This window comes from Streptomyces hyderabadensis, assembly GCF_020404845.1.
Classification (GTDB): domain Bacteria; phylum Actinomycetota; class Actinomycetes; order Streptomycetales; family Streptomycetaceae; genus Streptomyces; species Streptomyces hyderabadensis.
Genome location: NZ_JAIOJZ010000001.1, coordinates 142,430 through 167,694 on the forward strand (window position 1 = coordinate 142,430; position 25,265 = coordinate 167,694).

20 protein-coding genes are annotated in these 25,265 nt (G+C 71.4%); 4 read left to right on the forward strand and 16 right to left on the reverse strand.

The genetic code is table 11. The annotated features are described in order from the left end of the window. Positions 1–48: 48 nt before the first annotated feature. The gene (gene ileS, locus K7854_RS00660) at positions 49–3,195 is read left to right on the forward strand and encodes an isoleucine--tRNA ligase (RefSeq protein WP_226024347.1); all 3,147 of its coding nucleotides are present in this window, start codon (positions 49–51) and stop codon (positions 3,193–3,195) included. A gap of 245 nt (positions 3,196–3,440) precedes the next feature. Here the strand turns inward: ileS and divIVA are convergent, their stop codons facing one another. From divIVA to rsmH, 16 genes are all read right to left on the reverse strand, one after another. Beyond that, positions 3,441–4,631, reverse strand: a complete 1,191-nt coding sequence (divIVA, locus tag K7854_RS00665; protein ID WP_226024348.1) for an apical growth/hyphal branching protein DivIVA — start codon at positions 4,629–4,631, stop codon at positions 3,441–3,443. A gap of 55 nt (positions 4,632–4,686) precedes the next feature. Beyond that, positions 4,687–4,971 (reverse strand): YggT family protein, encoded by a 285-nt coding sequence (locus K7854_RS00670; RefSeq protein ID WP_007448661.1) that lies wholly within the window; start codon positions 4,969–4,971, stop codon positions 4,687–4,689. 80 nt (positions 4,972–5,051) lie between these two features. Next, positions 5,052–5,693, reverse strand: a complete 642-nt coding sequence (locus K7854_RS00675; RefSeq protein WP_127894767.1) for a cell division protein SepF — start codon at positions 5,691–5,693, stop codon at positions 5,052–5,054. A gap of 129 nt (positions 5,694–5,822) precedes the next feature. Then, complete coding sequence (locus tag K7854_RS00680; protein WP_226024349.1) at positions 5,823–6,542, reverse strand: YggS family pyridoxal phosphate-dependent enzyme; 720 nt, start codon at positions 6,540–6,542, stop codon at positions 5,823–5,825. A gap of 6 nt (positions 6,543–6,548) precedes the next feature. Beyond that, positions 6,549–7,277: a peptidoglycan editing factor PgeF gene (gene pgeF / locus K7854_RS00685; RefSeq protein WP_226024350.1), complete on the reverse strand. Its 729-nt coding sequence runs from the start codon at positions 7,275–7,277 to the stop codon at positions 6,549–6,551. Beyond that, positions 7,274–8,482, reverse strand: a complete 1,209-nt coding sequence (gene ftsZ / locus K7854_RS00690; RefSeq protein WP_226024351.1) for a cell division protein FtsZ — start codon at positions 8,480–8,482, stop codon at positions 7,274–7,276. Before ftsZ ends, pgeF begins: the two co-directional genes overlap by 4 nt. A 288-nt stretch (positions 8,483–8,770) precedes the next feature. Further along, entirely contained in the window at positions 8,771–9,565 is a 795-nt protein-coding gene (ftsQ, locus tag K7854_RS00695) for a cell division protein FtsQ (protein WP_226024352.1), read from the reverse strand. Between the two features lie 23 nt (positions 9,566–9,588). Further along, positions 9,589–10,683 carry an undecaprenyldiphospho-muramoylpentapeptide beta-N-acetylglucosaminyltransferase gene (gene murG, locus K7854_RS00700; protein ID WP_226024353.1) on the reverse strand — a complete coding sequence of 365 codons (1,095 nt, stop codon included), beginning with the start codon at positions 10,681–10,683 and terminating at the stop codon, positions 9,589–9,591. A gap of 6 nt (positions 10,684–10,689) precedes the next feature. Next, complete coding sequence (gene ftsW / locus K7854_RS00705) at positions 10,690–12,060, reverse strand: putative lipid II flippase FtsW (protein WP_226024354.1); 1,371 nt, start codon at positions 12,058–12,060, stop codon at positions 10,690–10,692. A gap of 77 nt (positions 12,061–12,137) precedes the next feature. Then, positions 12,138–13,553 (reverse strand): UDP-N-acetylmuramoyl-L-alanine--D-glutamate ligase, encoded by a 1,416-nt coding sequence (gene murD, locus K7854_RS00710; protein WP_226024355.1) that lies wholly within the window; start codon positions 13,551–13,553, stop codon positions 12,138–12,140. A gap of 8 nt (positions 13,554–13,561) precedes the next feature. Next, a complete protein-coding gene (gene mraY, locus K7854_RS00715) occupies positions 13,562–14,653 on the reverse strand; it encodes a phospho-N-acetylmuramoyl-pentapeptide-transferase (protein WP_226024633.1) in 1,092 nt (363 codons plus the stop codon). Continuing rightward, a complete protein-coding gene (locus K7854_RS00720) occupies positions 14,653–16,068 on the reverse strand; it encodes a UDP-N-acetylmuramoyl-tripeptide--D-alanyl-D-alanine ligase (protein WP_226024356.1) in 1,416 nt (471 codons plus the stop codon). Before K7854_RS00720 ends, mraY begins: the two co-directional genes overlap by 1 nt. A gap of 49 nt (positions 16,069–16,117) precedes the next feature. Next, complete coding sequence (locus K7854_RS00725; RefSeq protein ID WP_226024357.1) at positions 16,118–17,638, reverse strand: UDP-N-acetylmuramoyl-L-alanyl-D-glutamate--2,6-diaminopimelate ligase; 1,521 nt, start codon at positions 17,636–17,638, stop codon at positions 16,118–16,120. Between the two features lie 230 nt (positions 17,639–17,868). After that, a complete protein-coding gene (gene ftsI, locus K7854_RS00730; RefSeq protein WP_226024358.1) occupies positions 17,869–19,833 on the reverse strand; it encodes a cell division protein FtsI in 1,965 nt (654 codons plus the stop codon). Beyond that, entirely contained in the window at positions 19,830–20,393 is a 564-nt protein-coding gene (gene ftsL / locus K7854_RS00735; protein ID WP_226024359.1) for a cell division protein FtsL, read from the reverse strand. Before ftsL ends, ftsI begins: the two co-directional genes overlap by 4 nt. A 79-nt stretch (positions 20,394–20,472) precedes the next feature. Then, positions 20,473–21,429 (reverse strand): 16S rRNA (cytosine(1402)-N(4))-methyltransferase RsmH, encoded by a 957-nt coding sequence (rsmH, locus tag K7854_RS00740; RefSeq protein WP_226024360.1) that lies wholly within the window; start codon positions 21,427–21,429, stop codon positions 20,473–20,475. A 422-nt stretch (positions 21,430–21,851) separates the two neighbouring features. Here rsmH and K7854_RS00745 point away from each other — a divergent pair, with 422 nt between their 5' ends. From K7854_RS00745 to K7854_RS00755, 3 genes are all read left to right on the forward strand, one after another. Further along, complete coding sequence (locus K7854_RS00745; protein WP_226024361.1) at positions 21,852–22,406, forward strand: beta-class carbonic anhydrase; 555 nt, start codon at positions 21,852–21,854, stop codon at positions 22,404–22,406. A gap of 256 nt (positions 22,407–22,662) precedes the next feature. Then, positions 22,663–23,736 carry an AAA family ATPase gene (locus K7854_RS00750; RefSeq protein ID WP_372480976.1) on the forward strand — a complete coding sequence of 358 codons (1,074 nt, stop codon included), beginning with the start codon at positions 22,663–22,665 and terminating at the stop codon, positions 23,734–23,736. Then, a complete protein-coding gene (locus K7854_RS00755) occupies positions 23,736–25,100 on the forward strand; it encodes a DUF58 domain-containing protein (RefSeq protein ID WP_226024363.1) in 1,365 nt (454 codons plus the stop codon). The genes K7854_RS00750 and K7854_RS00755 overlap by 1 nt, the downstream gene beginning before the upstream one ends. Positions 25,101–25,265 lie beyond the last annotated feature (165 nt).

Here is a 25,265-nt window from a genome sequence, read left to right on the forward strand (position 1 = left end):
GCTCTCGTCCCTCCGACGGAAGGCAGCACGTCCGCCGGAGGAAGCTCGTTGAATACGCAGCCGCAGTACCGCCAGGTGCCCGCCCAGGTCGACCTGCCCGCGCTCGAACACGCGGTGCTCGACTTCTGGCGCGAGCAGAAGATCTTCGCCAAGAGCCTGGAGCAGTCCGAGGGCCGCCCCGAGTGGGTGTTCTACGAGGGCCCGCCCACCGCCAACGGCATGCCCGGCGCCCACCACATCGAGGCGCGCGTCTTCAAGGACGTCTTTCCCCGCTTCCGCACGATGCGCGGCTACCACGTGGGCCGCAAGGCCGGCTGGGACTGCCACGGCCTGCCGGTGGAGCTGGCGGTCGAGAAGGAGCTGGGCTTCTCCGGCAAGCAGGACATCGAGGCGTACGGCATCGCCGAGTTCAACGCGAAGTGCCGCGAGTCGGTGACCCGCCACACCGACGCCTTCGAAGAGCTCACGACGCGGATGGGCTACTGGGCCGACCTCCAGGACCCGTACCGCACGATGGACCCGGAGTACATCGAGTCCGTCTGGTGGTCGCTGAAGACGATCTTCGACAAGGGCCTGCTGGTCCAGGACCACCGCGTCGCCCCCTGGTGTCCCCGCTGCGGCACCGGCCTGTCCGACCACGAGCTGGCCCAGGGCTACGAGACGGTCGTCGACCCGTCCGTCTACGTCCGCTTCCCGCTGACCTCGGGCCCGCTGGCCGGCGAGGCCGCGCTGGTCGTCTGGACGACGACCCCGTGGACCCTGGTCTCCAACACCGCGGTCGCCGCGCACCCGGAGGTCACCTACGTCGTCGCGACCGACGGCGAGGAGAAGCTCGTCGTCGCCGAGCCGCTGGTGGAGAAGGCCCTCGGCGAGGGCTGGGAGACCACCGGGCAGTCCTTCACCGGCGCCGAGATGGAGCGCTGGACGTACCGGCGCCCCTTCGAGCTGGTGGAGTTCCCGGAGCCGGCCCACTTCGTCGTCAACGCCGACTACGTCACCACCGAGGACGGCACCGGCCTCGTCCACCAGTCCCCCGCCTTCGGTGACGACGACCTCAAGGTCTGCCGCGCGTACGGCCTGCCGGTGGTCAACCCGGTCCGCCCGGACGGCACCTTCGAGGAGGACGTCCCGCTCGTCGGCGGCGTCTTCTTCAAGAAGGCCGACGAGAAGCTGACCGAGGACCTGGACACCCGGGGCCTGCTCTTCAAGCACATCCCGTACGAGCACAGCTACCCGCACTGCTGGCGCTGCCACACGGCCCTGCTCTACTACGCGCAGCCGTCCTGGTACATCCGCACCACGGCGATCAAGGACCGTCTCCTCGAGGAGAACGAGAAGACCAACTGGTTCCCGGAGGCGGTCAAGCACGGCCGGTACGGCGACTGGCTGAACAACAACATCGACTGGGCGCTGTCCCGCAACCGCTACTGGGGCACCCCGCTGCCGATCTGGCGCTGCGCGGAGGACCACCTCACGGTCGTCGGCTCCCGCGCGGAGCTGACCGAGCTGTCCGGCACCGACCAGTCGGCGCTGGACCCGCACCGCCCGTTCATCGACGAGGTGACCTTCACCTGCACCCACGAGGGCTGCTCCCTCGAAGCGGTGCGGGTGCCGGAGGTCATCGACGCCTGGTACGACTCGGGCTCGATGCCGTTCGCGCAGTGGGGCTACCCGTACAAGAACAAGGAGCTGTTCGAGAGCCGCTACCCGGCGCAGTTCATCTCCGAGGCCATCGACCAGACCCGCGGCTGGTTCTACACGCTGATGGCGGTCGGCACCCTGGTCTTCGACAAGTCGTCCTACGAGAACGTGGTCTGCCTCGGCCACATCCTCGCCGAGGACGGCCGCAAGATGTCCAAGCACCTGGGCAACATCCTGCAGCCGATCCCGCTGATGGACCAGCACGGCGCCGACGCGGTCCGCTGGTTCATGGCGGCCGGCGGTTCCCCGTGGGCGGCCCGCCGGGTCGGTCACGGCACCATCCAGGAGGTCGTCCGCAAGACGCTCCTCACCTACTGGAACACGGTCGCCTTCCAGGCCCTGTACGCCCGCACCACGGGCTGGGCCCCGAGCGAGGCCGACCCGGCCCCGGCCGACCGCCCGGTCCTGGACCGCTGGCTGCTCTCCGAGCTGCACGCGCTGACCGACCAGGTCACCCAGGCTCTCGACGCCTACGACACCCAGCGGGCGGGCAAGCTGCTGTCCGCGTTCGTCGACGACCTGTCCAACTGGTACGTGCGCCGCTCCCGCCGCCGCTTCTGGCAGGGCGACAAGGCGGCGCTGCGCACGCTGCACGAGGTCGTCGCGACGGTCACCCAGCTGATGGCGCCGCTGACGCCGTTCATCACCGAGCGGGTCTGGCAGGACCTGGTCGTGCCGGTCACCCCGGGCGCGCCCGAGTCGGTGCACCTGTCCTCGTGGCCGGAGGCCGACCTCACGGCGATCGACCCGGAGCTGTCGAAGCAGATGGTCCTGGTCCGCCGCCTGGTCGAGCTGGGCCGCGCCACCCGCGCGGAGTCCGGCGTCAAGACCCGGCAGCCGCTCAGCCGCGCGCTGATCGCGGTGGCGGGCTTCGACGCCCTCTCCCCCGAGCTGCACTCGCAGATCACGGAGGAGCTGAACGTCGCCTCCCTCGCATCGCTGAGCGAGGTCGGCGGCTCCCTGGTCGACACGACCGCGAAGGCCAACTTCCGGGCGCTGGGCAAGCGGTTCGGCAAGCGGGTCCAGGACGTGGCGAAGGCCGTCGCGGCCGCGGACGCCGCCGCGCTGTCCCTCGCCCTGCGCGAGGGCACGGCGTCGGTGGAGGTCGACGGCGAGACCGTCACCCTCGCTCCGGACGAGGTGATCATCACCGAGACGCCGCGCGAGGGCTGGTCGGTCGCCTCCGACTCGGGCGCGACGGTGGCGCTGGACCTGGAGATCACGGAGGAGCTGCGCCGGGCGGGCCTCGCCCGCGACGCGATCCGGCTGATCCAGGAGGCCCGCAAGAACAGCGGCCTCGACGTCGCCGACCGGATCGCCCTGCGCTGGACGGCCACGGACCCGGCGACCATCGCGGCCCTGACCGACCACGCGGGCCTGATCGCCGACGAGGTCCTGGCGACGGACTTCGCCCAGGGCGAGGCGGACGACACGTACGGCACCCCGTTCACGGACGAGGGCCTGTCCCTGGTGTTCCGCCTGCGCAAGCAGTAACCGAGGGAACGCAACGAGGGCCCGCATCCCTGCAGGGGGTGCGGGCCCTCCGCGCAGCTGCGGGCAGTCGTGCCGCTGGGGCGGCACGGGTGGGCGCAGCGGCACCCGCAACGCCGGGCAGCGCACCCACCCCGCGCCCACACCAACACCCCGCACGCAGAACCGCGCACACCAAAGGGCGGGCCCCGGGTCGAAAAACCCGGGGCCCGCCCTGAACGTTGCCGACGGCTACGCCGTACTACAACTCAGTTGTCGTCCTCGTCGATCAGGAACCCGCGCATCGGCGAAGGCGCCTGCCCCATCGGCGACGGCCCCTGCGGCCGCACCGGTGCCATCGGCTGCGTCATCGCCGGCGACATCTGCTGCTGACCGCCGTAGGACGGACCGGACTGGCTCGGACCGCTGCCCATCGACTGGTTGCCGCCGTAGGACGGGGCGCTGGCGCCGGCCGGTGCCATCGAGGGCGCCGGGGACGGCGGCAGGGAGGCCGTCGCGGGCGTGCGCGGCGGGGCGAGCGAGTCGTCCGCCTGGGTCTCCAGCTGGCGCAGCTGCGACTCCAGGTAGGACTTCAGCCGCGTGCGGTACTCGCGCTCGAAGCCGCGCAGGTCCTCGACCTTGCGCTCCAGCGTGGCGCGGGCAGACTCCAGGGAGCCCATCGCGACGCGGTGCTTCTCCTGCGCGTCCCGCTCCAGGGCGTCAGCCTTGGCACGGGCGTCCCGCTCCAGACCCTCGGCGCGCGAACGGGCCTCGCCGACGATCTTGTTGGCCTCGGAACGGGCCTCGGCGATCGCCTGGTCGGCGGTCTGCTGGGCCAGCGACAGAACACGCGCGGCGCTGTCGCCACCGGGGCCGCCCTGACCGGGCATGCCGGGGCCGCCGGGGCCCTGCGGGCCGCCCATGGGGCCGCCCATCGGACCGGGACCCATCTGGCCCTGCATCGGACCCGGGCCCTGGCCCATCGGCCCCGGACCCTGACCCATCGGGCCGGGACCCTGCGGGCCACCCTGTCCGCCGGGGCCGGCGGGCAGCTGCGGGGCACCGCTCGGCAGCTGGGGCGGACCACCCATGGGGCCACCCATCTGCTGCTGCGGCGGGCCCGATATGCCGGCGGGCACCGGAGCGCCGGGACCTCGCATGCCCTGCTGCGGCATACCGCCCTGCTGCGGGTGCCCCTGCTGGTGCGGCGGCTGTCCCTGCTGCGGCGGCTGCTGATCCTGCGGCGGTTCCGGAGGCTTGCGCATGTTCTGCTGGTTCTGCGCGGCCGCGCGCGTCGCCGCGGCCAGCTTGGCGCGCAGGTCCTCGTTCTCGCGGAGCAGTCGGGTCAGTTCGGCTTCGACCTCGTCGAGGAAGGCATCGACCTCGTCCTCGTCATAGCCTTCTCGGAGGCGGACGGTCGTGAACTGCTTGTTCCGCACGTCCTCGGGGGTCAACGGCATCTCTTCACCTCAACGTTGTCGTCGGCATTCGGCAAGCCCGTATCTCTCTCATCGATCACAGCCGGCTCACGATCGAGATCAGGATGTAGACGATGATCATCAGTACGAAGAAGGACAGGTCGAGCGCCACGCCCCCGAGACGCAGCGGCGGGATGAACCGCCGCAGAAGCTTCAGCGGTGGATCGGTGACAGTGTAGGTGGCCTCCAGAACGACCACCATCGCCTTGCCGGGTTGCCACGAGCGGGCGAACTGGAAGACGTAGTCCATGACCAACCGGAAGATGAGCACGATGAGGAAGCACATCAGCGCGATGTAGACGACATCCAGGACCACGCTCATGACCCTTGCTTCCCTCTCCCCTGAACCATCTCTCGGACCCGTTGTCGGGCCCGTGGCTTGCTCACTGCCGGTGTTGCGTCTCAGCTCTGGTTGAAGAACCCGCCCTCTGCGATGCGGGCCTTGTCCTCCGCCGTGACATCGACGTTAGCAGGAGACAGCAGGAACACCTTCTGCGTCACCCGCTCGATACTGCCGTGAAGACCAAACACCAAACCGGCCGCAAAGTCGACAAGTCGCTTCGCATCTGTGTCATCCATCTCAGTGAGATTCATGATCACCGGAGTGCCCTCACGGAAGTGTTCCCCGATGGTACGGGCCTCGTTGTAGGTCCGGGGGTGAAGTGTGGTGATCCGGTAGGGCTCTCGTTCGGACACGACCTTGGGCATGATGACCGGTGCGCTCTTTTCCAGGCTTGCGCGTTCTTGTGTGATGGACGCCACGGGCGCGATGCGCGCCGGACGGCCGGATTCCGCCGCGAGCGAAGCGGAACGGGGCATCGGCTCGCGCTGCGCGGGCGGTTGTACGACTCGTACCTCTTCGTCCCTTTGGGGCTGATGCGAACCGTGTGACTGGTGCGCCGGTTCGTGGCGCCGGTGGTCCCGCTCGGGCTCCGGGTCCAGTTCGGGTTCGAAGTCGTCGTCGGGGTCGAACCCCCGGCCGTCGTACCCATCGTCCTCCACGAGGCCGAGGTAGACCGCCATCTTGCGCATCGCGCCGGCCATGCTCTGAGTCCTCCGCTCTGTGGTGGATCTGCTGACGACTGCCAAGTGCCTGCGATCCACGAGGTCGTTGCGTCCGCCTTTCGGCGGTAATGACCATATTTTCTGCTGTGGTCCGACTTCTTGGCGACGTTACCCGAGCACGGGTCGGACTCCGAGTACCGCGGTGCCGACGCGTACATGTGTCGCTCCGGCGGCCACGGCCTGTTCGAGGTCCGCACTCATCCCCGCGGAGACCATGTTCGCAGCCGGATGGGTTCGGCGCACGTAGGTCGACAAATCCATGAGGTGCTCGAACGCCGCCTGTTGGCGTCCCGCGTACTCGCCGGTGAGCGGGGCCACGGTCATCAGCCCGTCGAACCGCAGCCCGTCCGATCCGGCGACCAGGTCGGCCAACTCTTCGATTCCGGCGGGTGCGACGCCACCGCGCTCCCCGCGCCCGCTCTCCCCGGCGTCGAGCGCGACCTGGATCAGACAGCCCACCTCGCGCCCGGCCCGGACGGCCTCCTTCGACAGGGCCGTGACCAGCCGGGCCCGGTCGACCGACTGCACGACATCCGCGTAACCGACCACGGACCGCACTTTGTTGGTCTGCAACTGGCCGACGAAATGCCAGGAAAGCGGCAGATCCGAGCAGGCGGCGGCCTTCGGTGCCGCGTCCTGGTCGCGGTTCTCCGCGACGTGGCGCACCCCGAGTTCGGAGAGAATGCGCACATCGTCCGCGGGGTAGGTCTTGGTGACCACGATGAGGGTCACGTCCTCGCGGGGGCGGCCCGCGGCCGCGCACGCGGCGGCGATGCGCTCTTCCACTTTCGCCAGGTTCGCGGCGAGTTCGTGCTTACGGTCCGTCATGCCCCATCAGTCCAGCCAGACATAGCCCGCGAGCCGCCCGGTGGTGCGGTCGCGTCGGTACGAGAAGTGGTCCTTCGACTCCCGGGTGCACACCGGCGACTGCGCCCGGTCGCACACCCCGAGGCGTTCGAGCTGCGCGTGCACTCCGGCGCCCACGTCGAGAGCCGGAGTGCCCCAGCTGGTCTCGGCGTACGCGGCCGGTTCGGCGGCGGCCACCTCGGCGCGCATCTGCTCGGGCACCTCGTAGCACCGGCCGCACACGGCGGGTCCGGTGCGGGCGACGATCCTGGCGGGGTCCGCACCGAGTCCGGTCATGGCCCGTACGGCGGCGGGGACGACCCCGGCGACCAGTCCGGGCCGGCCCGCGTGGGCCGCGGCGGCGACACCGGCGACCGGGTCGGCGAGCAGGACCGGCACGCAGTCGGCGGTGAGGACGGCGAGGGCGAGACCGCGTTCGGCGGTGACGATCGCGTCGACCCGCGGGACCGGCGCGTCCCCCCAGGGGCCGTCGACCACGGCGACGTCGGCCCCGTGCACCTGGTTCATCCAGACCACCCGGGCCGGGTCGACGCCCAGCGACCTGGCCGCCAGCTCCCGGTTGGCCGTGACGGCGGCGGGGTCGTCACCGACCGCGCCGCCGAGGTTGAGCTCCTCGTACGGAACGGCGCTCACTCCGCCCCACCGGTCGGTGAAGCCGAAGTGCGCGCCGTTCACGGTGTCGCGCTGTCCTATCACTTCAGGAAGTCCGGCACGTCCAGTTCCTCGGCCGCGCTGTCCGAGTAGGTGCGGGACGGCGGAACCGGCGGCGGGGAGACCGGCGGCAGGTCGGCGACCGGCTCCGGGGCCGGAGCCTGCTCGGGCTCCTCCTTCGGCTTGACGCTGCCGAGCGAGCCGAAGGACGGGCGGCTCTCGGGCTGCCGGGCCGGCGTGGGCTCCTCGCGCTTGGCCGAGGAGGCGGAGCCGAGGACGTTGTCCCGCTGCTTGGACGGCGGCTGGCCCCCGTCGAAGCCGGCCGCGATCACGGTGACCCGCACCTCGTCGCCGAGGGCGTCGTCGATGACCGCGCCGAAGATGATGTTGGCCTCGGGGTGGGCGGCCTCGCTGACCAGCTGGGCGGCCTCGTTGATCTCGAACAGGCCGAGGTCGGAGCCGCCGGAGATGGAGAGCAGCACCCCGCGGGCGCCGTCGATGGACGCCTCCAGGAGGGGCGAGGAGATGGCCATCTCGGCGGCGGCCACCGCGCGGTCGTCGCCGCGGGCCGAGCCGATGCCCATGAGGGCGGAACCGGCCTCGGACATGACCGACTTCACGTCGGCGAAGTCCAGGTTGATCAGGCCGGGGGTGGTGATGAGGTCGGTGATGCCCTGCACACCGGACAGCAGCACCTGGTCGGCGGACTTGAACGCGTCGAGCACGCTGACCTGGCGGTCCGAGATGGACAGCAGCCGGTCGTTGGGGATGACGATGAGGGTGTCGACCTCTTCGCGGAGTTCCGCGATGCCGTCCTCGGCCTGGTTGGCCCGGCGCCGTCCCTCGAAGGTGAACGGGCGGGTGACCACGCCGATGGTGAGGGCGCCCAGCGAGCGGGCGATGTTGGCCACGACGGGTGCGCCGCCGGTGCCGGTGCCGCCGCCTTCACCGGCTGTCACGAAGACCATGTCGGCCCCCTTGAGGACCTCCTCGATCTCCTCGCGGTGGTCCTCGGCGGCCTTGCGGCCGACGGCCGGGTTGGCTCCGGCGCCGAGTCCGCGGGTGAGTTCGCGGCCGACGTCGAGCTTGACGTCGGCGTCGCTCATCAACAGCGCCTGTGCGTCGGTGTTGATGGCGATGAACTCGACGCCCTTGAGACCGACCTCGATCATCCGGTTGATGGCATTGACACCACCGCCGCCGACACCGATGACTTTGATGACTGCGAGGTAGTTCTGCGGTGCTGCCACGTCGAAGGCCTCTCGCCTCGAGTTACGTGTCGCCCGACCGCCGAAGCACTGATGCCCCCGCGACCCGACGACTGATGCCGATTGGGACGGTCCGTAGCGCCGACCCGAACCCTAACGCTGAAGTTTAGGGTTACCAGTGTGTCTGTTCCTTGGACTCTTCCGAACAGGACACTAAGTCGACAAGTGGCGCACGTTCAACGAACACGCCGAACCTCCCGTTTTTCTTTTCACCCTATGTGATCAGCCGTAGCGCTGCCCAACCAGGGTGCTGGCCTGCACGTATACCCGTCAACTCCCGGATGACGCGGGGGCGGTGGGAACACTCACGTCGAAGTGCCGCGCATCGGGCGTCGCTTTCATCAGCGCGGTGAGCGCGCGGGCTTTGCGCACACCCTGCTCACCACTTCCCCACGACACGGTCCGCTCGCCGCTCAACTCCAGCGAGATGTCGTCGTAGGAACGGACCTTGACGACCCGTGTGTCCCGGGCGACCTGGTCCGGGAGCCGGTCTGCCACCCGCACCGCCTCGCGCACCAGGCGGTCGTCGTCGAAGCGGCGCAGGCTCGCTGCGGCCGAGCCGGAACGGGCGGGTTCCAATTCCAGCGTCGGCACGCCTTTCGGGGCCTTGGAAACCGTGGCGAAACGGACGCCTTCATCGTCCACTTCCACGAAGTTTCGGCCCTTTTGGGCAATCAGTACCGGAGTACGCTCCGTCACTTTCAGCCCGATTCCGTGCGGCCAGGAACGCTCCACGTCGACCTCGTCAATGCGGGGCAATTTCCGGCGCAGCCGGGCCTCGACCGCCTCCGTGTCGACCGAGACCAGCGGGTCCCCGACCGGCAGGTCGGCCGCCTCGCGCACCTGGGCGGGCGTCAGGACACGCGTTCCCGAGACCGACACCTGTTCCAGGCGTGTCCAGTTCGAGCCGTAGAGCACCCAGACGGTTCCGCCCGCGACGAGCACGAGCGCCACGGCGAGGATGATGATCGTACGAAGACGGGGCGGCCGGAACCGGCGCACCCGGGGCGGGCCGGACGACTCCTGCTGGCGTGCACCCCGCTCGGCGGTGGTCGGTCCGGCCACGCTCCCCTGCCTTCCGTCAGTGTCTAGCGGTGCGCACGGGCGGCGATCGCCTCGTACACCATGCCGACGAGGAGGTCGTCGGCGTCCCGGCGGCCGAACTCGGCGGCGGCGCGGGACATCTCGTACAGCCGGTGCGGATCGGCGAGCACGGGCAGGACGTTCTGCTGGACCCACTCGGGCGTGAGGTCCGCGTCGTCGACGAGCAGTCCGCCGCCGGCCTTGACCACCGGCTGGGCGTTGAGCCGCTGTTCGCCGTTGCCGATGGGCAGCGGGACGTAGGCGGCCGGGAGCCCGACGGCGGAGAGTTCGGCGACGGTCATCGCGCCCGCGCGGCAGAGCATCATGTCGGCCGCGGCGTACGCGAGGTCCATCCGGTCCAGATAACTTACCGGGATGTACGGGGGCATCCCCGGCATCTGGTGCACCTGCGGCAGTTCGTTCTTGGGCCCGACCGCGTGCAGGATCTGGATCCCGGCCTGCTGGAGCCAGGGCGCGACCTGCTGGATCACCTCGTTGAGCCGGCGGGCGCCCTGCGAGCCGCCGGTGACCAGCAGCGTGGGCAGGTTGGGGTCGAGCCCGAACATGGCCCGGGCCTCGGGCCGGGCGGCGGCCCGGTCGAGGGTGGCGATGGAGCGGCGCAACGGGATGCCGATGTAGCGGGAGTTGCGCAGCTTGCTGTCGGGAGTGGAGACGGCGACCTGGGCGGCGTAGCGCGAGCCGATCTTGTTGGCCAGGCCGGGGCGGGCGTTGGCCTCGTGCACCACGATCGGCACGCCGAGCCGCTTGGCCGCAAGGTAGGCGGGCAGCGCCACGTAACCGCCGAAGCCGGCCACGGCGTCCGCCTTGGTGCGCTCCAGGATCTGCTCGGTCGCCTTGATGGTGCCGCGCAGCCGGCCCGGGACGGTGATCAGCTCGGGGGTGGGCTTGCGCGGCAGCGGCACGGCCGGGATCAGCGCCAGCTCGTAACCCCGCTCGGGCACCAGTCGGGTCTCCAGGCCGCGTTCCGTGCCCAGGGCCGTGATCCCCACGGTCGGATCCTGCCTGCGCAGGGCGTCCGCGAGGGCGAGCGCGGGCTCGATGTGGCCCGCGGTTCCTCCGCCGGCGAGTACGACATGCACCGAAATTCACCGCTCTCCGGACGAGCGCGCCGCCGAGGCGCGCCGTCGCATCGTGTTCCAACTCCCAGGGCGCCGCTTGGCCGCGGGTCCCCTGGCTCCCCGCTTTCTACCAAAGCGAGGTTGCCGCAACGCAAGCGCCGCCCGCGCACCGGGTTCGTCACGCGCGAAGGCGATCAGCAGACCGATGGCGAACATGGTCGGCAGCAGGGCGGAACCCCCGTAGGAGAACAGCGGGAGCGGGACGCCGGCGATCGGCAGCAGTCCGAGGACCGCGCCGATGTTGATCACGGCCTGGGCCGTGATCCAGGTGGTCACGCCTCCCGCGGCATACCTCACGAAGGGGTCCTCCGTGCGTCCGGCCACGCGGATACCCGCATAGCCTAGAGCCGCGAACAGGGCGAGCACCGACAGCGTCCCCGCCAGGCCCAGTTCCTCACCGGTGACGGCGAAGATGAAGTCGGTGTGCGCCTCGGGGAGTTGGCCCCATTTCTCCACACTGGCACCGAGCCCGGAGCCGAACAGTCCGCCGGAGGCGAGGGCGTAGATGCCGTGCACCGCCTGCCAGCAGGAGTCGCCCGGTCCGGGGTCGGTGGCGCCGAGGCAGTTGAGCCGGGCCATGCGGTTCGCGCTGGTCTTGATGAGGATGAAGCCGAGCAGCAGGGCGATCGAGAGCACGCCCGCGAACAGCCGGGTGGGCGCGCCGGCCAGCCACAGCAGGCCGAACAGGATCGCGGTGAGGATGATCGCGGTCCCCATGTCGCCGCCGATCATGATCAGCCCGAGCAGCATGAACGCGGCCGGCACCAGCGGCACCAGCATGTGCTTCCACTGGGTCAGCAGCTTCTTGTCGTGCTTGCGGGCGAGCAGGTCCGCGCCCCACAGCACCAGGGCCAGCTTGCCGAACTCGCTGGGCTGGATCTGGAAGGAGCCGCCCAGCGAGATCCAGTTCTGGTTGCCGTTGACCGCGACTCCTATCCCCGGCACCTGGACCAGGATCATCAGGAAGACGGCACCGGCGAGGATCGGATAGGCCAGCGCCCGGTGCAGTTTGACCGGCATCCTCATGGCGGCGACCAGGAGACCGGCGCCGATGAGCGCGGCGAGCGCCTGCTTGCGGAAGAAGTACGAGCCGGGCAGCGACAGCTGGAGCGCGGTGATCTGGGAGGCCGAGTAGACCATCACCAGGCCGAGCACGGTGATCAGCAGGCTGCCGCCGAAGATCAGGTAGTACGCGGTCAGCGGCCGGTCCCAGGCGCGGCGCAGCCGGTGGTAGAGGCGGAGCACACCGTTCTCGTGCGGCGGCCCCGGTGCGGCGGGTCGCTTGACGGACCGCTGTACGGGCGGACGTCCGGTGCGGCTCTGGGGACTACCGGGCATCGCGGCCTCCGCTGTACGTCGGCATGGACCGTCCCACGCGTCCTCCCGAGTTCACCCGGCGGCAGGAGGCGGCCGGGTCAGGCGCCGAGTTCGCGAACGGCCTGCGCGAACGCGTCACCGCGCTGGTTGTAGTTGGTGAACATGTCCATGGAGGCACAGGCCGGTGCCAGCAGCACCGTGTCGCCGGGCCGGGCGAGCCGCCGCGCCTCCTGGACGGCCTGGAGCATCGCACCAGTGTCGGTCCGGTCGAGGTCGACCACGGGTACTTCGGGCGCGTGTCGCGCCAGGGCTTCGCGGATCAGGGCGCGGTCGGCGCCGATCAGGACGGCGCCGCGCAGCCGCTTCGCGGCGCCCGCGACCAGTTCGTCGAAGGTCGCACCCTTGGCCAGTCCGCCCGCGATCCACACGATCGACTCGTACGCCGCCAAGGAGGCCTCGGTGGCATGGGTGTTGGTGGCCTTGGAGTCGTCCACGTAGGCCACCCCGTCCACGTCGGCGACGTGCGCGATGCGGTGGGCGTCCGGCGTGAAGGCGCGCAGCCCGTCGCGTACGGCGGCGGCGGAGACGCCGAAGGCGCGGGCGAGGGCCGCGGCGGCGAGGGCGTTGGCGATGTTGTGCGGGGCCGGCGGGTTGACGTCGGAGACCTCGGCGAGTTCCTGGGCGTTCTTCTGCCGGTCCTCGACGAAGGCGCGGTCGACCAGGAGGCCCTCCACCACGCCGAGTTGGGAGGGACCGGGGGTGCCGAGCGTGAAGCCGATCGCCCGGCAGCCCTCCTCCACGTCGGCGGCGCGGACCAGGTCCTCGGTCGCCTTGTCGGCGACGTTGTAGACGCAGGCCACCTGGTTGCCCTCGTAGATGCGGCCCTTGTCGGCGGCGTAGGCCTCCATCGAGCCGTGCCAGTCGAGGTGGTCCGGGGCGAGGTTGAGCACGGCGGCGGAGTGGGCGCGCAGCGAGGGCGCCCAGTGGAGCTGGTAGCTGGACAGCTCGACGGCGAGAACGTCGTACTCGGTGTCGCCGGTGACCGCGTCGAGGAGCGAGACGCCGATGTTGCCGACGGCGGCGGTGCGCAGCCCGGCCGCCTTCAGGATCGAGGCGAGCATCTGGACGGTGGTGGTCTTGCCGTTGGTGCCGGTGACGGCCAGCCAGGGAGCGGGCTCCCGGCCGTCGAGGCCGCGCAGCCGCCAGGCCAGCTCCACGTCGCCCCAGACCGGGACGCCGGCCTCTTCGGCCGCCGTGAACAGGGGCTTGGTGGGCTTCCAGCCGGGTGCGGTGACGATCAGCTCGGTGCCTTCGGGGAGCGTGTCCCCGTCGCCGAGGCGCACGGTGACGCCGAGCGCCTCCAGCTCCGCCGCCTGGGTCCGGGCCCGCTCGTCGGCGCCGTCGTTGACGACGGTGACGTGCGCGCCGAGCCCGTGCAGCACCTTGGCCGCCGGGACGCCGGAGACGCCGAGTCCGGCGACGGTGACGTGCTTGCCGGTGAATTCCGAAGGCACCGAGGAGGTCACTTGTCCGCTGCCCATCCCGCGTAGAAGAGGCCGAGTCCGACGATCACGCAGATGCCCTGGATGATCCAGAAACGGACCACGACGAGGACCTCGGACCAGCCTTTGAGTTCGAAGTGGTGCTGGAGTGGCGCCATCCGGAAGACCCGCTTGCCGGTGAGGCGGAAGGAGCCGACCTGGATGACCACGGACATGGTGATCAGGACGAACAGGCCGCCGAGGATGGCCATCAGCAGTTCGGTGCGCGAGCAGATCGCCAGACCCGCGAGCACACCGCCGAGCGCGAGCGAACCGGTGTCGCCCATGAAGATCTTGGCCGGCGAGGTGTTCCACCACAGGAAGCCGAGGCAGGCGCCCATCAGCGCGGAGGCGACCACCGCGAGGTCGAGCGGGTCTCTCACCTCGTAGCAGGCGCCCGGGTTGGTCAGGGTCAGCGCGTTGGCGCAGGACTCCTGGAACTGCCACACGCCGATGAAGGTGTAGGCGCCGAAGACCAGGACGGAGGCGCCGGTGGCCAGGCCGTCCAGGCCGTCGGTGAGGTTCACGCCGTTCGACATCGCGAGGATCATGAACAGCGCCCAGATGACGAACAGCACCGGGCCGATGGTCCAGCCGAAGTCGGTGATGAACGACAGCTTCGTGGACGCCGGGGTGTTGCCGCGGTTGTCCGCGAACTGCAGCGAGAGCACGGCGAAGCCGATGCCCACGATCAGCTGCCCGGCCATCTTCGCCTTGGCCCGCAGGCCCAGCGAACGCCGCTTGACGATCTTGATGTAGTCGTCGAGGAAGCCGACCAGGCCCATGCCGACCATCAGGCCGAGCACCAGCAGGCCGGAGAAGGTCGGCCCCGCGTCCGCCTTCGGGTCGAGGTAGCCGGTGATCGCCTTGGCCAGGAAGTAGGCGGCGACCGTCGCGAGGATGAAGGCGATACCACCCATGGTCGGCGTACCGCGCTTGCTGGCGTGCTCGCGCGGTCCGTCGTCCCGGATGTACTGGCCGTAGCCCTTGCGGGCCAGGAGCTTGATCAGCAGCGGGGTGCCGACCAGCGTCAGGAAGAGGCCAATGACTCCTGCGAACAGGATCTGCTTCATCATCGGGCGGCGACCTCACCCTCGGCGCCGGTCTCCAGCAGCGCCGTGGCGACGCTCTCCAGACCCACCGAACGGGACGCCTTCACGAGCACGACGTCCCCCGGGCGCAACTCGCTGCGCAACAGGTCGACCGCCGCCTGTGCGTCGGACACGTGCACCGACTCCTCACCCCACGAACCCTCGTTATATGCGCCCAGTTGCAGCCATTGGGCTTCCCTGCCCCCGACCGCGACGAGCTTGCTGACGTTGAGCCGGACGGCGAGCCGTCCGACCGCGTCGTGCTCGGCGAGCGCCTCGTCCCCGAGCTCGGCCATCTTGCCGAGCACCGCCCACGTACGACGCCCCTTGCCCATGGCCACCAGTGCACGCAGCGCGGCTTTCGTGGACTCGGGGTTCGCGTTGTAGGCGTCGTTGACGACCGTCACGCCGTCCGGGCGCTCGGTGACCTCCATCCGCCAGCGGGAGAGGGAGCCCGCCTCGGAGAGCGCGGTGGCGATCTCGTCTGCGGACATGCCCAACTCGTGGGCGACGGCGGCCGCGGCGAGCGCGTTCGACACGTGGTGCTCACCGTACAGGCGCATGGTCACATCGCTTGCACCGGAGGGTGTGTGAAGGCTGAAGGAGGGCTGTCCGGTGTCCGTGAGTCGCACGTTCTCGGCGCGAACGTCCGCTTCGTCGGACTCTCCGAAAAGGATCACCTTCGCCTTCGTTCGGGAGGCCATGGCCCGTACGAGCGGGTCGTCCGCGTTGAGGATCGCGGCGCCGCCCTGCTCGGCCGGCGGCAGCGCCTCGACGAGTTCGCCCTTGGCCTGGGCGATCTGCTCCCGGCCGCCGAACTCGCCGATGTGCGCGGAGCCGACGTTGAGGACCGCGCCGATCCTCGGCGGGGTCAGCTCGCACAGGTACCGGATGTGGCCGATGCCGCGGGCGCCCATCTCCAGGACGAGGAACTTCGTCTCGTCGGTGGCGGTGAGCGCGGTCAGCGGCAGCCCGACCTCGTTGTTCATGGAGCCGGGCGTGAAGACCGTGGGCGCCTTGCGGCGCAGTACCTGGGCGATCAGGTCCTTGGTGCTGGTCTTGCCGGCCGACCCGGTGAGGGCCACGAGGGTGGTGCCGAGGCGCCGCACGACGTGCCGGGCGAGGGCGCCCAGGGCGGCCTGGACGTCGTCCACGACGATCGCGGGCACGCCGACGGGGCGGGAGCCGAGGACGGCCACCGCACCCGCTTCGACGACCTGCGCGGCGAAGTCGTGGCCGTCGGCCCGTTCGCCCACGAAGGCGACGAAGAGGCTGCCGGGCCCGGCTTCCCGGGAGTCCCGGACGACCGGCCCGGTGACCTCGGCGGACGCGTCCGGTATGTCGTGCATCCGCCCGCCGACGACTTCTGCGATCTCGGCGAGTGAGAGGGTGATCACAAGTTCGTCCCCTGGATCAGGATCAGGATCGGCTGGATCATTCGGGATCTCATCCCTGGGCTTTCTTGATGGCTTCGCGGAGCACCTGGCGGTCGTCGAAGGGACGGACCACCCCGGCGATGTCCTGGCCCTGCTCGTGGCCCTTGCCCGCCACCAGCACGGTGTCGCCGGGCTCGGCCCGGGCGACGGCGGCGGCGATCGCGGCGGCCCGGTCCTCGAAGACCTGCACCTCGCCGCGCTCGTGCGCGGGCACGGAGGCCGCGCCCTGGAGCATGGTGGCGAGGATCGCGAGGGGGTCCTCGGAGCGGGGGTTGTCGGAGGTCAGTACGGCGGTGTCGGCGAACCGGGCCACGGCGGCGCCCATCGGCTCCCGCTTGGTGGTGTCCCGGTCGCCGCCGCAGCCGAGCACCACGTGCAGCCTGCCCTCGGTGACCTTGCGCAGCGCCCGCAGGACGGACTCGACGGCGTCGGTCTTGTGGGCGTAGTCGACCACCGCGAAGAAGGGCTGGCCCTCGTCCACGCGCTCCAGCCGGCCCGGCACGCCCGGCACGGCGGCGACACCGTCGGCGGCGACCTGCGGGTCGAGCCCGGCGGCGGCCAGGGCGACGATCGCGGCGAGGGTGTTCGCCACGTTGAACGGCCCGGCCAGCGGCGACTTGGCGGCGATCCGCTCGCCCTTGGGCCCGAGCACGGTGAACGTGGAGTCCAGCGGGCCGACCTCGACCTCGTCGGCGCGCCAGTCGGCGTCGGGGTGGCCCTCGGCGGAGTAGGTGACGACCGGGACGGTGGCCTCGTTGGCGAGCCGGCGCCCGTACTCGTCGTCGACGTTGACCACGCCGAGTTTGCTGCGTTTCGGGGTGAAGAGCTGTGCCTTGGCCTGGAAGTAGTCCTCCATGCCGGAGTGGAACTCCATGTGCTCCGGGCTGAGGTTGGTGAAGACCGCGATGTCGAAGACGCAGGCGTCGACGCGGCCGAGGACCAGGGCGTGGCTGGAGACCTCCATGGCGACCGCCTCGGTGCCGCGCTCGCGCATCACCGCGAACAGCGCCTGGAGGTCGGTGGCCTCGGGCGTGGTGCGCTCGGACTTGATGCGCTCGTCGCCGATGCGCATCTCGACGGTGCCGATCAGCCCGGTGGACTTCGCCGTGCGCAGACCGCCCTCGACCAGGTAGGCGGTGGTGGTCTTGCCGGAGGTGCCGGTGATGCCGATCTGGAGCAGGTCGCGGCCCGGGTGGCCGTAGATCGTGGCCGCCAGCTCGCCCATCCGCGCGCGCGGGTCGTCGACGACGAGCGCCGGCAGCCCGGCCGCGGCGGCCCGCTCCGCGCCGGCCGGGTCGGTCAGCACGGCGGCCGCGCCGAGTCCGGCGGCCTGGGTGACGAAGTCGGCGCCGTGCAGGCGGGCGCCGGGCAGGGCGGCGTACAGGTCACCGGGGCGGACGGCGCGCGAGTCGTGGGTGATGCCCGTGATCTCGGCGGAGCCGTCCGGCGCGGTGACACCCAGCTGATCGGCGAGTTCCGCGAGGGGTGTGGCGGAGATCCGCACCGGCCGGGGCGGTCCCGGGTATGTCACGGGGTGGCCCTTCTGGGTGGTTTGGGACTGATCAGGGTGTGGCACGGCGGTGAGCGTACCGGGAGTACCCGCTTCCCGGCGAAGCGAGGGCTGGGGGGAGGCCTGGGGGGCGCTCCGGTTCCCGGGGTCGGGGGTGATCGTTGTCACGGGTGGTTCCTGGTGGCTCGGTACTGAAACGGCGCTGGCTCGGTACGGGCTCGGTGGGGTCTCGATGCGGGGGACGGTGCGGTTCAGGGCTTGAAGGTGACCGGGAGCCTCGCGGGGTCGGCCCCGGTCGGCGGGACCTGGAGGGTCTTCAGGGCGAACTCCATGACCTGCTTGTAGATGGGGCCGCAGATCTGGCCGCCGAAGTAGCTGCCCTCGGTGGCGTTCTGGATGGCGCAGTAGACGGTGACGCGGGGCTTGTCGGCGGGCGCGAACCCGGCGAAGGACGAGGTGTAGCCGTGGTACTTGCCGGTGGCCGGATCCACCCGGTTGGCCGTGCCCGTCTTGCCCGCCACCCGGTAGCCGGGGATGCGGGCCTTGGTGCCGGTGCCCTCCTCGTCGTCGACCACGGACTCCAGCATCTGGGAGAGGGTCTTGGCGGTCTTCTCGCTGGTCACGCGGGTCTTCTTGGGTTCGGGGGCCGGGGTGAAGCGTCCGTCGGCGTCCTTGGTGCCGCGGACGAGCGTGGGTTCGATACGGACGCCGCCGTTGGCGATGGTCGAGTAGATGGAGGCCGCCTGGAGCGCGTTCACGGAGACGCCCTGGCCGAAAGGGATCGTGTACTGCTGCGAGGTCGACCACTGGCCGGGCGGCGCGAGGATGCCCTTGGTCTCCCCGGGGAAGCCGAGCCCGCTGTAGCCGCCGAGGCCGAACTTGCGCAGGTAGGAGTAGAGCACCTGGTTGGCCTCGGCCTGGGTCTTGCCCAGTTCGCCGGTGGCCATGATCGTGCCGATGTTGCTGGACTTGGCGAGCACGCCGTTGAGCGTGAGGTACCAGGTCGGGTGGTCGATGTCGTCCTTGAAGAGCCGGTCGCCGCGCTTGAGCCGGTTGGGGACGGTGATGTGGGTGTCCGGGGTGGCGACGTTCTCCTCCAGCACGGCCGCCATCGACAGCACCTTGGCGGTGGAACCCGGCTCGAAGGCGTCCTGGAGCGCGGCGTTGCCCAGCGCGTCGGGGTCGGCGTGCGCGAGGTCGCCGGGATCGAAGCCGGGCGAGTTGGCCATGGCCAGGATCTCGCCGGTCTGGGTGTCCTGGACGATGACGTAGCCGCCGTCCGCCTTGGACTTCTCCACCTGCTCGCTGATGGCGTGCTGCGCGGCCCACTGGATGTCGCGGTCGATGGTCAGCTCGACGTCGCTGCCGGGCACGGCGGGGGTCTCGGTGGAACCGGCGGTGGGCACCTGGCGCCCGCCGGACTGCGCGTAGCGGATCTTGCCGTCCTGGCCGGCCAGCGTCTTGTCCAGCTGCCGCTCCAGGCCGCCGCCGCCCTTGCCGTCGGCGCCGACCCAGCCGAGGACGCCGGCGGCGAGGTCGCCGCCCGGGTAGACGCGCTTGCTGCTGGGGTCGGCGAAGACGCCCGCGAGCACGTTGACCGTCGACCTGTCGGTCTCCGCCTTCGTGGTGAGCGCGGTCTTCAGGTCCTTGATCTGGTTCCAGACCTGGGGGGTCTGGCGGCGCGCGAGGCGGACGTAGCGCAGTTCCTTGTTCTTCGGGCGGAGCACCTTGGCCAGCTGCTCCTGGTCCTGGCCGAGGATCGGCGCGAGGAGCGCCGCCGCCTGCTCGGGTCCGTCGTCCACCTTCAGCTGCTCGCGGGTGAACATCGTGGGGTCGGCGGTGATGTCGTAGGAGTCCACGGTGGTCGCGAGGGCGACGCCGTTGCGGTCGGTGATCCCGCCGCGTTCGGCGGGCAGGGTGTGCACGACGTAGCGGTTCTGCTCGGCCTTGGCGGAGTACGTGCCGGCGTCGACGGCCTGCACCTGGAGGAGCCGTACGACGAAGGCGGCCAGCACCAGGGTCAGCGCGAGGCCGATCATGCGCAGCCGGGGGCGCGGGCTGCCCAGCCGGAAGGCGCGGGGCGCCGGCCGGGGCGGCCCTGGCCTGCGGGCCGGCCGGGCGCCCGGTCCCGGGCGGCGCCCGCCGCCGGGGCGGACGGGCCTCGCGGGTCCGGGCACACGGCGGCGCGGCGGTTCCCTGTCGGACACTTCCGTCACCTGCCGGGAGTCGGGGTCGGGGTGGGCGTCGCCGCTGGGGTGGGGGTGGCGGCTGTGCTGGGCGGGGCCGCGGTGGTGGGCGTGGGGGCCGGGGCGGACGGCTCCGTGTAGGGGGACGGCGTGACCGTGGACGTGCCCGCGGACGTGGAGGCCAGTGCCTCGGGGGCGAGCACGAGCGGGGTGGCGGCGGCGGGCGCGGGGCTGGGCACGCCCTTCACGGTGCCGTCGGGGTCGAGGAAGGCGGGGTCGCCGCCGGGCACCATGCCCAGTTCGCGGGCGCGGCGCTGGAGGGCCTGGGGGGCGGAGTAGGCGTCGATGTCCCGCTGGAGCGCCTGTTCCTCGTCGGTGAGTTCCTTGGTGCGCTGCTTGAGGTCGTCCAGCTGGAAGGAGCCCTCGCTCAGGGCGGAGTTCAGTACGAGGAGCCCGATGAGGCCGCCGCCGAGGAGGACGACGACCAGCAGGACGAAGGGCGCCCGGGCCGCCTGGCCGCGGGTGCCGCCGGTGGGCAGGAGCCGGGCGAGGCGGGCCGCCCGGCCCTTCAGTTCGGGTTTCCTGCTCATGTGCCCTCCCCCCGGTCCGGGGTGGGCCGTCCGCACCCCTGCCTGGCCTGCCTGGCTCGCCGCACCCGAGCAACTCCCTTCACCCGAGGGACTCCCTGATGCGCTCGGCCCCGCGCAGCCGTGCCGGTGCCGCCCGCCGGTTCTCGGCGATCTCCTCCTCGGTGGGGAGTTCGGCACCGCGGGTGAGCAGCTTGAGCCGCGGCGCGTACTGCTCCGGGACGACCGGCAGACCGGGCGGCGCGGTGTTGGCGGCGCCGGCCGCGAACACCTGCTTGACCAGCCGGTCCTCCAGCGAGTGGTACGACAGCACCGCGATCCGCCCGCCGACCGCGAGCGCCTCCACGGCGGCCGGGATCGCCCGCTCCAGGACCGACAGCTCGCCGTTGACCTCGATACGCAGGGCCTGGAAGGTGCGCTTGGCCGGGTTGCCGCCGGTGCGCTTGGCGGCCTGCGGCAGGGCCGCGCGGATCAGCTCCACCAGGCGGGCGCTGTTGGTGAACGGCTCCTTCTCGCGCTCGCGCACGATCGCGGACACGATCCGCTTGGCCTGCTTCTCCTCGCCGTACGCCCGCAGGATCCGGACGAGTTCGCCGGGCGGGTAGGTGTTGAGGACCTCGGCGGCGCTCGTGCCGGTGCTCTGGTCCATCCGCATGTCGAGCGGGGCGTCCTGGGCGTAGGCGAAGCCGCGGCCGGCCTCGTCGAGCTGCATGGAGGAGACGCCGAGGTCGAACAGCACACCTTGGACGCGGGGGGCGCCGAGCCGGTCGAGGACGTCGGGCAGCTCGTCGTAGACGGCGTGCACGAGGGTGGCGCGCTCGCCGTACGGGGCGAGCCGCTCGCCGGACAGGCGCAGGGCCTCCTTGTCGCGGTCGAGTGCGACGAGCCGGGCCTCGGGGAAGCGGGCGAGGAGCGCCTCGCTGTGCCCGCCGAGACCCAGCGTGCAGTCGACGACCACGGCTCCCGGCTCCTGAAGGGCGGGTGCCAGCAGGTCCAGGCACCGCTGGAGCATCACCGGGACGTGTCGACTCTGGCTCAAGTGGGGCGGCCTCTCAGGTCCGGCGCGGCGTCACGCACCGCCGGGTCCCCTCCCGCTCGCATCTGAAGGGGAGGCCTGCCGGCGCCAAGAGCGTCGGCCGGCCGGGAGCGGGAGGAGGCCGAGCCGTACGTACGCGCCGCGCACGTGGGGAGATCTGGCGGGACGTCGCCCAGGTCTCCGGGGAATTCAGTCCAGCAGGGAGGACCTCGCCTCCCGCTTCGCGTCACTTTAGTCCACCGTGTCGCCCGGTCAATCAACCGGCCTGCGCGTCGCGGACCCCGGCGTCCGCAAACCGGCGCCGCGCGGCTCCTCACTCGTACGGCCGCATGCGCACCGCCCTGTGGGTTGCCTCACAAGCGGCGCCGATGACGTTCTTTGTCCCGCTTCACAGCGGGCCACGGGCGGGGACGGCCAGTAACGTCATGGATATGACGACTTCTGCATCGGTACCCGCGGACCCCGAATCCGCCATAGTGTCCGACCACACCGTCACCGACCGGCTCGTCGAGGCGAACGAACGCTATGCCGCGGCGTTCACCGATCCCGGGATGGACGCCCGCCCCGTGCAGCGGGTCGCGGTCGTCGCCTGCATGGACGCACGCCTGGACCTGCACGCCGCGCTCGGCCTGCGGCTGGGCGACTGCCACACCATCCGCAACGCGGGCGGTGTCGTCACCGACGACGTGATCCGCTCCCTGACCATCAGCCAGCGGGCGCTCGGCACCCGCAGCGTGGTCCTCATCCACCACACGGGCTGCGGCATGGAGACCATCACCGAGGAGTTCCGGCACGATCTGGAGCTGGAGGTCGGCCAGCGCCCGGCGTGGGCGGTCGAGTCCTTCCGGGACGCCGACCAGGACGTGCGGCAGTCGATCGAGCGGGTGCGCACCTCGCCGTTCCTGCTGCACACCGAGGACGTGCGCGGCTTCGTCTTCGACGTGCGGACCGGCCGGCTGCGCGAGGTCGACCCCGCCTGATCCGGGGGCCCGCCCCGACGATCCCGCCGCGCAAGCGCCGCAAAGGCCGTAAGGGCCGACATATCGCGGCCAGTTGTCCACAGGCGAGTGACACGAATCGGTAACGGCGGCAAGAATGCGGGAAGTGGTGTCGTGCGGAACTTTTTCCGCACGGCGTCCGTGATTCGGGGTGGGCCGGTCCGCGATACGGGCCGGTCCGGCAAGCTGGGGTACTCCCGCTTCCCAGGGAGCGCGGGGAAAGGCCGAGGAGGGCCGGGTGACGACCTATGACAATCGGGCGAGCCATGGGGGTGCCCCCTCGGGAGGGTATGCGAGCGTGGGGGACGATCTGACCGCGGTGGTCGAGCGGGTGCGCGCTTCGGTGGAGGACGTGATCGAGGGCAAGCCCGAGGTCGTCCGGCTCTCGCTGACCGTGCTGCTCGCCGAGGGCCATCTGCTGATCGAGGACGTCCCGGGAGTCGGCAAGACCATGCTGGCCAAGGCGCTGGCCCGGTCCATCGACTGCTCCGTGCGCCGCATCCAGTTCACTCCGGACCTGCTGCCCTCGGACATCACCGGGGTGTCCATCTGGGACCAGCAGCGCCGGGACTTCGAGTTCAAGCCGGGCGCGATCTTCGCCCAGGTGGTGATCGGCGACGAGATCAACCGCGCCTCGCCGAAGACGCAGTCGGCACTGCTGGAGTCGATGGAGGAGCGCCAGGTCACCATCGACGGGCAGACCTACGAGCTGCCCAGCCCGTTCATGGTCGTGGCGACGCAGAACCCGGTCGAGATGGAGGGCACCTACCCGCTGCCGGAGGCCCAGCGGGACCGCTTCATGGCCCGGGTCTCCATCGGCTATCCGAGCCCGGAGGCCGAGCTGCAGATGCTCGACGTGCACGGCGGGGTCAGCCCGCTGGACGACCTGCAGCCGGTGGCGCACGCGCACGAGATCCTGAAGCTGATCGAGGCGGTGCGCGGCGTCCACGTGGCGGACCCGGTCCGGCGGTACGCGGTGGACCTGGTCGCCGCCACCCGGTCCCACCCGGATCTCAGACTCGGCGCCTCGCCGCGTGCCACGCTGCATCTGCTGCGCGCGGCGAAGGCGTCCGCCGCCCTCAGCGGCCGGGAGTACGCGCTGCCGGACGACGTGCAGGCCCTCGCGGTCGCCGTCCTGGCCCACCGGCTGCTGCCGACCGCGCAGGCCCAGCTCAACCGCCGTACCGCCGAGCAGGTCGTCGAGGAGATCCTGCAGCGCACCCCGGTACCCGCGGCACCCCAGCAGCAGACGGGCTACGGCATGGGCCGCGGCACGTCGGCGTACGGTCAGCAACCGCCGCGGAGGCTGTGATGGACGCCGGGGGGACGGACCGGTCGGAGGCCGACCGGGGCGAGGGCGGCGGCATGCGGACCGCCCTGGCCGGTCTGACCACCCGCGGGCGTTCCTTCCTGGCCGCCGGCATCGCGGCCGCGATCTGCGCGTACGTCCTGGGGCAGAGCGATCTGCTGCGGGTCGGGCTGCTCCTGGGCGTCCTGCCCGTGGTCTGCGCGGCGGTGCTCTACCGCACGCGGTACCGGGTCGCGGGCAGCCGCCGGCTCTCCCCCGGGCGGGTGCCCGCGGGCAGCGAGGCCAGGGTCCATCTGCGCGTCGACAACGTCTCCCGGCTGCCCACCGGTCTGCTGATGCTCCAGGACCGGGTGCCCTACGTGCTCGGACCGCGCCCGCGCTTCGTGCTCGACCGGGTGGAGCCCGGCGGTCGCCGCGAGGTGTCCTACCGGGTCCGCTCCGACCTGCGCGGCCGTTACCCGCTGGGCCCGCTGCAGCTGCGCCTGACCGACCCGTTCGGCCTGTGCGAGCTGACCCGCTCCTTCTCGACGTACGACACGCTGACCGTGATCCCGCGCGTGGAGGCGCTGCCGCCGGTGCGGCTGAGCGGCGAGGCGAAGGGGTACGGCGAGGGAAGGCAGCGCTCGCTCGCCCTGGCGGGCGACGACGACGTGATCCCGCGCGGGTACCGGTACGGCGACGACCTGCGGCGGGTGCACTGGCGCTCCACCGCGCGCTACGGCGAGCTGATGGTGCGGCGCGAGGAACAGCCGCAGCGGGCCCGCTGCACGGTGCTGCTCGACACCCGGGTCGTGGCCTTCGAGGGCGCGGGCCCCGACTCGGCCTTCGAGTGGGCGGTGTCGGGCGCGGCGTCCGTGCTGGTGCACATGCTGGAGCGGGGCTTCTCCGTGCGGCTGCTCACCGACACCGGGAACTCGGTGCCGGGCGAGGGCGCCGAGGGCTTCGCGGGCGCGAGCCAGGGCACGGCCGACGCGGCCGGGCTGATGATGGACACCCTCGCCGTGATCGACCACTCCGACGGCACCAGTCTGTCGCGGGCGTACGACGTGCTGCGCGGCGGCAACGAGGGGCTGCTGGTGGCGTTCTTCGGCGACCTGGACGAGGAGCAGGCCACCGTGGTGGCCAAGATGCGGCAGCGCAGCGGCGGCGCCGTCGCCTTCGTCCTGGACAGCGAGACCTGGGCCCGGGAACCGGCCGACGTGCCCGGCCCGTTGGACCGGAGCGGGGAGCGGCTGCGGATGCTCCGCGAGGCGGGCTGGACCGCGGTGACCGTCCCACGGGGCGCCACCGTCGAGGAGCTGTGGCGCCTGGCCGACCACGAACGCACCACCCTCACCACGCCGACCGGCGGAAAGGGGACCCGATGAGCGGGCGGGCGCGGGTGGCTGTGTGTGCCCCGGCGGACGGCCACCGGCCGGCGGACGACGCGACCGGCCGACGAGCGCACACCGCCTATCGGGGCCCGGCGAGCAGTCGACGCCCGGTGGGCCTCCCGGGCGCCCGTCCAGCCGTGGCCGGCGGGCGGGGGGTGG